The following is an 8,026-nucleotide window of genomic DNA, read 5'->3' as shown; positions in this document are numbered from 1 at the left end:
CCCCCCCCCCCCCCCCCCCCCCCCCCCCCCCCCCCCCCCCCCCCCCCCCCCCCCCCCCCCCCCCCCCCCCCCCCCCCCCCCCCCCCCCCCCCACCACAGGGCTATCCGGCCCTCCGGCGTCTCAGCAGCACCCGGGCCACCACCGCCCCCACCAGCAGGACCGCGCCGACCACCAGCACGGCCCACACCGCGGTCCGCAGCGAGTCGGTGAGGGCGTCGACCACCGCCGCAGCCGCGTCCCGGTCCCCGTCAGGCACCTCGTCCAGCACCCGGCCCCGGCCGACGGCCACCAGAATCCGCAGCACGATCGCGCCGAGGGCGAACCCGGCGCCCACCGCCGCCGTGGCGGTCAGCCCGGCCCGGACTCCTCCCCGTACCGTCGCGATACCCACCACCAGCACGAGCAGCACCAGGGTGGCGACGGCCGGCCAGATGCTGCAGTAGCGCAGCCAGCGGAACGAGTCCCGGAGAGTGTCCGCGCGGTCGGCGCCGATCACCGTGATCTCCGTCCGCTCGACGGGGATCTGATTCGCGAACGGCACCCCCTGACTCACCAGATCCTGTTTGACCTGCTCGATCACCGGCGCCAGGTCGATGGTGACCGCCTCGCCGCTGTCGCCGTCCAGGGCGGTGGTCACGGCCTGGTGGGCGGCCCGGTTCGCGGTGTCCCAGGCGGTGCGGAAGGCCTCGGTGGAGGTGAAGGAGCGCACGGCCCCGTGGAGGAAGTCCCGGACGGTCTCCTGGAGCGGGCCGAGATCGATCTGCTCCATGGCCTTCTCGGTGACCAGGTCCGCGACGGTGCTCTGCACCGCCGGGTCGGAGGAGAGAGGGGAGACGGCGGCGACATAGCGATCACTGTCGTCGATCTCCAGGTCGACCCAGGCGGAGAGCGCGCTGAACGGAACCAGGACGGCGAGCAGGACGAGCAGGGCCGCCGGGAGGGCCACCGACCCCGCTGAGATCCTCCGGGCCGTCGAAGCCTTCGAAGCCGCCGGGTCGGCCGAGTCCGCCGAGTGAGAGGTCCGCACCCCTCCAGGGAATCCCCTCCGGAGCCGGCCCGCTCCGGACCGTACGCCGTTCGAGTTGCCGGGGTGCGCGGGCGGGTGTGCTCTGGAGGGACGGGGGCGCGCGACGGGGTGACGGAAGGAGCTGTCCGCGATGGTCACACACGCAGCCATGCCCGGCAGGAAGAGGGCCGGAGCCCATGCACGGCCCCGTAGCCTCAGCCCGCTCGCCGTGGCGGTGCCGCTGGCGCTCGGCATCATCTACGGGTTCTACGCCGCGTTCATCCGCCGTGACGGCGGCCCCAGCACCGGCGGACAGGTCGTGCTGGGCCTGGTCTCCGGGGCGGCGCTTGCGGTTCTCTGCTTCGCGCTGGGCCGGATTCAGCGCGACCTGCGCCACGGGCTGCGGGCGACGGCGTACGGCGCTCTGACCGCTTGCGCGATCGGCTTCCTGGTGAGCCTCACGGACACCAGCGTGCTGCGCTCCACCGTGCTGGGGCTGGTGGTCGGCGCGGGCGTCTTCCTGGCCACGTTCTACCTCTTCTACTCACGGGAGCCCTGACGCTCACGGGGCCCTGACGCCGGGGCGAGCCGCGAGGTCCCGTCCAGCCGTGCTCCGCCCGTGGGGCGCGGTCGCCAGATGCGATCTGGCGGCCGCGCCCCGGCATCTGGCGCCCCAGGAGTGAGGAGCCGGAGAGCGAGCGGGAGGAGGCGGGAGCGATGACGGACGACGAGCCGCTGCGGGTGGCGGTGATCATCGGTAGCACGCGCGAAGGACGGATCGGCGACGTGGTCGGCCGCTGGTTCGTGGAGCGCGCCCGGGCACGGGACGAGCTGGACCTCGCCGTGCTGGACCTCGCGGAGTTCGACTTCCCCGTGCACTACCCGCAGCGGGCGACGGAGCAGATGACCGAGTTCACCGGGGCGATCGGGAGGGCCGAGGCCTTCGTCGTGGTCACCCCGGAGTACAACCGCTCCTTCCCCGCCTCCCTCAAGCAGGCCATCGACTTCGCGTACGACGAGTGGCAGGCCAAGCCGGTCGGCTTCGTGAGCTACGGCCACGGCTCCTCCGGGCTCTACGCGGTGGAGCAGCTGCGCTCGGTCTTCACGGAGCTGCACACGGTGACCCTGCGCAACGGGGTCGCGCTCGATTTCCTGCACACCCCGCTGGAGGACCACGCCGGAGCGTGCGCGCGGGACCGGGCGGTGCGGCTGATGCTCGATCAGCTCGGCTGGTGGGGCCGGGCCCTGCGGGAGGCCCGGGCCGTCCGCCCGTACGTCTCCTGAGGACCGGCACGACGGCGGGGCACCCCGAGACAACGACGACGATGACGTACAAGGAATGGATCCATGAGCACTGAACTAGCCATCGAGACCGCGGGGCTGGTGAAGGTCTTCGGCGAGAACCGTGCGGTGGACGGCGTCGACCTCGCGGTCCCGACCGGTACCGTCTACGGGGTCCTCGGACCCAACGGGGCCGGAAAGACCACCACCGTACGGATGCTCGCGACGCTGCTGCGCCCCGACGGCGGGACGGCCCACGTCTTCGGCAAGGACGTGGTGAAGGACCCCGACGCGGTCCGCAGTCGGGTCAGCCTCACCGGGCAGTACGCCTCGGTGGACGAGGACCTCACCGGTAACGAGAACCTCATCCTGCTCGCCCGCCTCCTCGGCCACTCCAAGCCCGCGGCCCGCGACCGGGCGGCCCAACTCCTCGAAGGGTTCGGGCTGAGCGAGGCGGCGGGCAAGCAGGTGAAGAACTTCTCGGGAGGCATGCGGCGCCGCATCGACATCGCCGCCTCCATCCTCAACACCCCCGACCTGCTCTTCCTGGACGAGCCGACCACTGGACTCGACCCGCGCAGCCGCAACCAGGTCTGGGACATCGTGCGCGCGGTCGTCGCCCAGGGCACCACGGTCCTGCTGACCACGCAGTATCTGGACGAGGCCGACCAACTGGCCTCCCGGATCGCGGTGATCGACCACGGCCGGGTGATCGCCGAGGGCACCAAGGGCGAGCTGAAGGCCTCCGTCGGCTCCGGCACGGTCCATCTGAGGCTGCGCGAAGCCGCCCAGCGGCCCGAGGCCGAGCGGGTGCTCTCCCTCGCGCTGGACGCCTCGGTCGTGCTGGACGCGGACCCGGTGGCGCTGACCGCCCGGATCGACGCCCACGGCTCCGACCGCGACGCGGCGGAACAGGCGGCACGGGCCCTCGCCGAGCTGGCCCGGTCCGGCATCACGGTCGACAACTTCTCGCTGGGACAGCCCAGCCTCGACGAGGTCTTCCTCGCCCTCACGGACAAGAAGGGAGTGGCGGCATGAGCACCACGACCACCAAGACGGAGCTGGAGGACGTCGCGCTCGCGGCTCCGGACGCGGAGCGCCTGTCGGCTCTCCTGGTCGGTCTGGACCGACCGCCGAGGCCCAGCGCGCTGTCGGCCTCGCTCACCTTCGGCTGGCGCGCCATGCTGAAGATCAAGCATGTGCCGGAGCAGCTCTTCGATGTGACGGCCTTCCCGATCATGCTCGTCCTGATGTACACGTACCTCTTCGGAGGGGCGCTGGCCGGCTCCACGCAGGAGTACATCCAGTTCCTGCTGCCCGGCATCCTGGTGATGAGCGTCGTGATGATCACGATGTACACGGGCATCGCGGTCAACACCGACATCGCCAAGGGCGTCTTCGACCGGTTCCGTACGCTGCCGATCTGGCGGCCCGCCCCGATGGTGGGCTATCTGCTGGGCGATGTCCTGCGCTATCTGCTGGCCTCGGTGGTGATGCTGACCGTCGGCATGATCATCGGCTTCCGGCCGGAGGGCGGGGTGCTCGGGGTGCTGGCCGGGGTGGCCCTGCTGCTGGTGTTCTCGTTCGCCTTCTCGTGGATCTGGACCATGTTCGGGCTGATGCTGCGCACGGAGAAGTCCGTGATGGGCGTCAGCATGATGGTGATCTTTCCGCTGACCTTCCTCAGCAACGTCTTCGTCCTCCCGAGCACGATGCCGGGCTGGCTCCAGGCCTTCGTGAACAACAGCCCGATCACCCACCTGGTCTCGGCGGTGCGCGGGCTGATGGCGGGTAACTGGCCCGTCGCCGATCTCGCCTGGTCGCTGGGGTGGGCCGGAGCGGTCATGGTCGTCTTCGGCGCCGTGACGATGCGGCTCTACAACCGGAAGTGACGGCCGGCCGGAGGTGAACGGCGGGAGATGTCGGCCGGGTGTGATCAGTCGGCTGTGATCAGTCGGGCGAGGCCGGTGGTTGCTGTGGCCTGGTGCGATGGGACGCCAGGTCACAGCCGCCAGTCGGGGACCCGGGCGGGGCGGTAGGCGCAGGTGGTCCCCGTGGTCACGGACTCCCGCAGGTGCGCCGCCAGTTCGGGGTGGAGGGAGTCCAGCTTGCGCAGGGTGTCGCGGATCCGGGCGGTGACCGTCTTGCGGGCCCGCTCGGTCTGGTCGCCCAGGCGGCGACTCCGGCCGCCGAGCCCCGCCGCGGTGCGCAGCTGGTCCAGGAGGGCCTGCCGCTCCCGGTCGTACGCCTCCACCTGCCGGGTGTCGTCCCGGGCCGCCGCACGGTCTATCTCGGCGTCCAGCCGGTCCAGGTGTTCCTTGTAGCGGCGCTTGGCCTCCTCGTCGAGCACCGGGTCACCGCCCAGCCGGCCGGCGGCGACCACGGCGCGGCCGCCCTCGGGGGCGAGCAACCGCACGGCCGGTACGTCGGCGCCGGGGAGCCCCAGCAGGCTGTGCAGGTCCCGCAGCCCCTTGGCGTCGGGCATGTGCACGGTCCGCCCGTCCCAGCGCAGCTGCCAGACGGGCCCGTCGCGGCGGAACTCGGCGGCCGGGGCTGCGTCGAATCCGGAGCCGGAGCCGGATGCGGGCCTGGAGGGGGTGGTGGATGTGGTGGAGGTGCTGTCGGTGTCAGGAGTGGGGAGGCCGGGGGCGGTGTTCGTGGCCGCTGTGGAGATGGCGGCGGGGGGCGCGGTTGCGGGGGGCGTGAGTTCAGGGGACGCGGCGGTGGTGGGTCGGCCTGCGGCCCAGGGGGCCGTACGGATGGAGGCCGCTTCGGAGGCCACGTGGTGCAGGCCCAACTCGGCGGCCTCCCGCTCCGCTTCGGTGAGGATCGCGCGGGCCCGGCCGGTGTCGCCCGGCTCCGCGCGGGCGAGGAGGGAACGGGCCAGCTCCAGCCGGGAGCGTACGGCCCAGGGGCGGGCGCCGAGGCGGTCCGCGGAGGCGGTGGCCTCGGTGAGCGCGGCCACCGCCGCGTCCCGGTCGTGGCGGGCAGCGGCGAGCATCCCGAGCCAGAGGTCGACGGGCCCGCCGATGTCACACCCGTACAGCGAGACGATCCACTGGCCCGTGTAGGGGGTGAGTTCGTCCTCCGCGCGGGCGATGAGGTGCCGGTCGCCGGTGGCCGCGGCCGTTTGGGCCAGCAGCCGGAGCCAGAGCGGCATGAACACCCGCGGATAGGGGGCGGCGGGTCGGTCCGACTGCTCGGCGATCAGGCGGAGGGCCGGGGCCGCGTCGCCCTGCTCGACCGCGGTGAGCGCCTCCAGCAGCCTGGGGTACGGATACCGGACGCCCGGCAGCGCGGCGAGGACCTTCTCCGCCTCCGCGAACCGGCCTTGGAGCAGGTACAGGGACCAGCGCAGATGGGACCGCATGAAGCCGAACGCCTCGTGCTCCCTGTCCTGGGGGCCGAGCACCTCGTCCCGGAGCGCCGCGGCCGCCTCGTCGAACCGGCCCTGGAGGGAGGCGATCAGGCTGCTGTCGACGGCGATGGCCAGGGCGAACCGGGGCAGCTCGGAGCGCTCGGCGGCCCGGATGAAGGTGCGGTACTGATCGATGAAGGCCGGGTCGCCCAGCTCCAGCAGGGTCACCCACCGCATGGAGGCGGCGTGCAGCTCCATGTCCAGGTTCTGTGTGCGACGGCCGACGACGGCCATCTCGTCCGTCAGCCCCAGCCGCTCCACCGCCGAGCCGAGGCCCCAGACGGAGTCGTGGCGGGCCCAGAGGGAGAAGGCGAGGGCCTCGTCGTCCGAGCCGTCGCGGGCGAGGGCCATGATGTGGATGGCCAGCTCCTGCGCGAGCCGGTCGGCGGAGAGGCTGTCCTGCCCGTCCTTGCCGGTGACCTTGCGGTGGGCCTCGCTCAGGAAGGCCACCATGAACGCCTCACTGCCGCCGAAGGCGCCCTGGCGGTACAGGGTGATGGCCACCCGGGCCACCAGCTCCGGGTCATCCAGCTCCCGGGCCAGGCCGACCGCCCGGTTCAGCAGCCGCTCCCCCTCGGCGGCCTCCCCGGTGTGCCGCAGCTGTTCGCCCAGGTCGAGACAGATGAGTGCGACCCGGCGGCGGTCCTGTGCCGGGAGGCCGTCGGCCCCGCGCTCCCGCTCACCACCCGGTGCCGCCTCCCTGGTCACTCCTGCCGCCCCGGCCCGCACCCCTGCACCGGCCCGCGCCCCCGCGCCCGCCTCCGCCACTCCGCCCGTCCCGGCCTCCCCGCCCGCCTCCGATTCCCCGTGGTCCCGGCCCTCCCGGCCTTCCTCGCCCGAAGCCACCGCGAGGGCCCGGCGGTAGTGGCCGGTGGCCTCCTCGTCGGCCAGGCGTCCCGAGGCGTCCCGGGCGGCGGCGAGCAGCAGATCGATCCGGCGGTCGCGCTCCAGCTCTCCTCCGGCGAGGTGGGCGTGGCGGGCGAGGTCCCCGGGCCGCACGGTGTCGTCGAGCCGGCCGTGCGCGTCCAGCGCCCGCACGGCGGCGGCGTGGCGGCGGCGGGCCTCCGCGTCACCGAGGGAGGCGTACAGAGTCTCGCGGAGCAGGTCGTGGGCGAAGGCGTAACTCCCGGAGGGGCGCGGGACGACGACCCGGGCGATGATCGCGGACTCCAGCAGCCGCTCCACCCGGGGGACCGGGGAGCCGTGCACCACGGCCAGCACCTGTCGGCGGAACTCCCGGCCGAGCACCGCGGCGGCCGTCAGCAGCGAGACGACCTCCCCGGGCAGCAGGCTCAGCCGCTGCCGGACCGCCTCCCGCACGCCGGGCGGGATGGTGGAGACGGGGCTGCCGCTGTGCCAGAGCCGGGCCGTCTGCTCGACGAAGAACGGGTTGCCGCCGGTGCGCCGGTGGACCTCGTCGACCAGGTGCGGGGCGGGCTCGCGGCCCGTCGTCACGGACAGCAGCGCGCCCACCTCGTCGCGGGCGAGGCCGGTCAGCGTGAGGGTGGCCGAGGCGCGCGACACGAGAGGGAGGATCAGCTGCTGGAGCGGGTGGCCGGGGGCCTCCACCTCGACGTCCCGGTAGGTGCCGATGAGCAGCAGCCGCTCGAACCAGGCGTGCTGGGCGGCGAATTCGAGCAGCCGGAGCGAGGCGGGGTCGGCGCTGTGGAGGTCATCGAGGACCACGACCAGCGGGCGGCTCTGGGAGACGGTGACGAGGGCGGTGGTCACCGCGTCGTACAGCCCGAAGGCCTCGGCCCCGTCCGACGGACCCCCGGCGGAACCGGAGACCCCGGCCGTGTGGACACCGGGTCCCTCGCCGCCCGCCGCCTCGGCCCCGTCCGACGGACCCCCGGCGGAACCGGAGGCCCCGGCGGTGTGGACACCGGGTCCCTCGCCGCCCGCCGCCTCGACTCCGTCCGGCGGAACCCCGGCGGGCCCCCTGTCCTCCGCTCGCCCGCCGCCCCCCGGGTCGCCGAGGAGGATGCCGAGGCGGCCGTCCGACGCCTCCTGGGCCGCCGCCCACTCGGCAGCCGTGGCGGAGCGGCGCAGCCCGCGCAGCACCTGCACCCAGGGCCAGTAGCCGGGGGTGCTCTCGGAGTCCCAGCAGGAGCCGCCGACCACCAGCGCCCCGCGCCGCCGCGCCTCGTGCGCGGCGTCGGTGACGAGGGTGGTCTTCCCGATCCCGGCCTCGCCCGTGACGAGCACGAGACCGCCGTGGCTCTCCGTCGCCCGGAGGATCTCCGAGCGGAGGATGCCTGCGGGGTGGTCGCGCCCGAACAGAGCAGGGGTCATGACCACACGATAGGAGCACCCACTG

The 8,026-nt window shown here is 73.6% G+C and carries 6 protein-coding genes; 4 read left to right on the top strand and 2 right to left on the bottom strand.

The window, feature by feature from the left end; genetic code table 11:
- Positions 1-101: 101 nt before the first annotated feature.
- Complete coding sequence (locus AC0682_RS24525; RefSeq protein ID WP_478535125.1) at positions 102-1,028, bottom strand: hypothetical protein; 927 nt, start codon at positions 1,026-1,028, stop codon at positions 102-104.
- A gap of 130 nt (positions 1,029-1,158) precedes the next feature.
- Between AC0682_RS24525 and AC0682_RS24520 the strand changes: the two genes are divergently transcribed.
- From AC0682_RS24520 to AC0682_RS24505, 4 genes are all read left to right on the top strand, one after another.
- The gene (locus AC0682_RS24520) at positions 1,159-1,566 is read left to right on the top strand and encodes a hypothetical protein (protein WP_478535124.1); all 408 of its coding nucleotides are present in this window, start codon (positions 1,159-1,161) and stop codon (positions 1,564-1,566) included.
- A gap of 158 nt (positions 1,567-1,724) precedes the next feature.
- Positions 1,725-2,291 carry an NADPH-dependent FMN reductase gene (locus tag AC0682_RS24515; protein ID WP_478535123.1) on the top strand — a complete coding sequence of 189 codons (567 nt, stop codon included), beginning with the start codon at positions 1,725-1,727 and terminating at the stop codon, positions 2,289-2,291.
- Positions 2,292-2,354: 63 nt separating this feature from the next.
- Positions 2,355-3,326 (top strand): ATP-binding cassette domain-containing protein, encoded by a 972-nt coding sequence (locus tag AC0682_RS24510; RefSeq protein WP_478535122.1) that lies wholly within the window; start codon positions 2,355-2,357, stop codon positions 3,324-3,326.
- Complete coding sequence (locus tag AC0682_RS24505; RefSeq protein WP_254812193.1) at positions 3,323-4,180, top strand: ABC transporter permease; 858 nt, start codon at positions 3,323-3,325, stop codon at positions 4,178-4,180. The genes AC0682_RS24510 and AC0682_RS24505 overlap by 4 nt, the downstream gene beginning before the upstream one ends.
- A gap of 110 nt (positions 4,181-4,290) precedes the next feature.
- On the opposite strand, the gene AC0682_RS24500 is transcribed toward AC0682_RS24505, so the two are convergent.
- A complete protein-coding gene (locus AC0682_RS24500) occupies positions 4,291-8,001 on the bottom strand; it encodes an ATP-binding protein (RefSeq protein ID WP_478535121.1) in 3,711 nt (1,236 codons plus the stop codon).
- Positions 8,002-8,026: the final 25 nt, after the last annotated feature.

This window comes from Streptomyces sp. NPDC043746 (genome assembly GCF_056436485.1).
Note: the sequence above shows the minus strand (reverse complement) of the source record. Positions and strands in the feature narration are given on the sequence as shown.

Coding starts and splice junctions, on each gene's coding strand:
- AC0682_RS24520 (WP_478535124.1), top strand. CDS start 1,159: ATGGTCACACACGCAGCCATGCCCGGCAGGAAGAGGGCCGGAGCCCAT.
- AC0682_RS24515 (WP_478535123.1), top strand. CDS start 1,725: ATGACGGACGACGAGCCGCTGCGGGTGGCGGTGATCATCGGTAGCACG.
- AC0682_RS24510 (WP_478535122.1), top strand. CDS start 2,355: ATGAGCACTGAACTAGCCATCGAGACCGCGGGGCTGGTGAAGGTCTTC.
- AC0682_RS24505 (WP_254812193.1), top strand. CDS start 3,323: ATGAGCACCACGACCACCAAGACGGAGCTGGAGGACGTCGCGCTCGCG.
- AC0682_RS24500 (WP_478535121.1), bottom strand. CDS start 8,001: ATGACCCCTGCTCTGTTCGGGCGCGACCACCCCGCAGGCATCCTCCGC.